1 protein-coding gene is annotated in these 802 nt (G+C 58.0%); it reads left to right on the plus strand.

Going from position 1 to position 802, the window contains the following annotated elements; genetic code table 11:
• Positions 1-802: hypothetical protein (locus FYK55_RS29365; RefSeq protein WP_201743836.1), on the plus strand; the 802-nt coding region annotated here is incomplete at both ends.

An 802-nucleotide genomic window follows, 5' to 3' on the forward strand; every position in this document is an offset into this window, starting at 1 on the left:
ATCTCGACGATCAATAATGTTCCCGCATTGGACCTGGATGCGGATGATTCTAGCGGTGCCGTCGGATCAGATTTCACGACCAACTTTGTGGAGGGTGGGGGCGCCATTCTGATTGCGGATGGTGACGCGTCGCTTGCAGATGTCGACAGCGCGAACCTCGCGTCGTTAACCATCACAATCACCAACCTGCTGAATGGGGCGGCGGAGTCGCTGACGGCAGACACGACGGGCACCTCGATCACGTCCAGCTACTCCAGTGGCGTGCTGACACTCTCCGGTTCGGATACCGTTGCCAATTACGAGCAAGTCCTGCGCACCGTTCGTTACGACAATGCTTCTGCGAACCCTGATTCCACCGACCGGATCGTTGAGTTCGCGGCCAACGACGGGTTTGCTGACAGCAACACGGCCACCGCCACGGTATCGATCTCCGCGAAAAATGATGCTCCCACGCTGGATTTGGATTCCGACGATTCGAGTGGCTCTGCAGGATCCGACTTCACGGCGAACTTTGTCGAGGGCGGTGGTTCCGTTCTGATTGCGGATGGCGACGCGGCACTCGCAGATCTTGACAGCGCTAACCTCGCGTCCTTGACGGTCACGATCACCAACCTTCTCGATGGTGCGGCGGAAACGCTGACGGCAGACACGACAGGCACCTCGATCACGGCCAGCTACTCCAGCGGCGTATTGACACTTTCTGGTTCCGATTCTGTTGCCAACTACGAGCAAGTGCTGAGGACCGTCCGCTACGACAATGCTTCTGCGAACCCTGATTCCATCGACCGAATCGTGGAGTTCC

This window comes from Roseiconus nitratireducens, from assembly GCF_008629675.1.
Lineage (GTDB): Bacteria > Planctomycetota > Planctomycetia > Pirellulales > Pirellulaceae > Stieleria > Stieleria nitratireducens.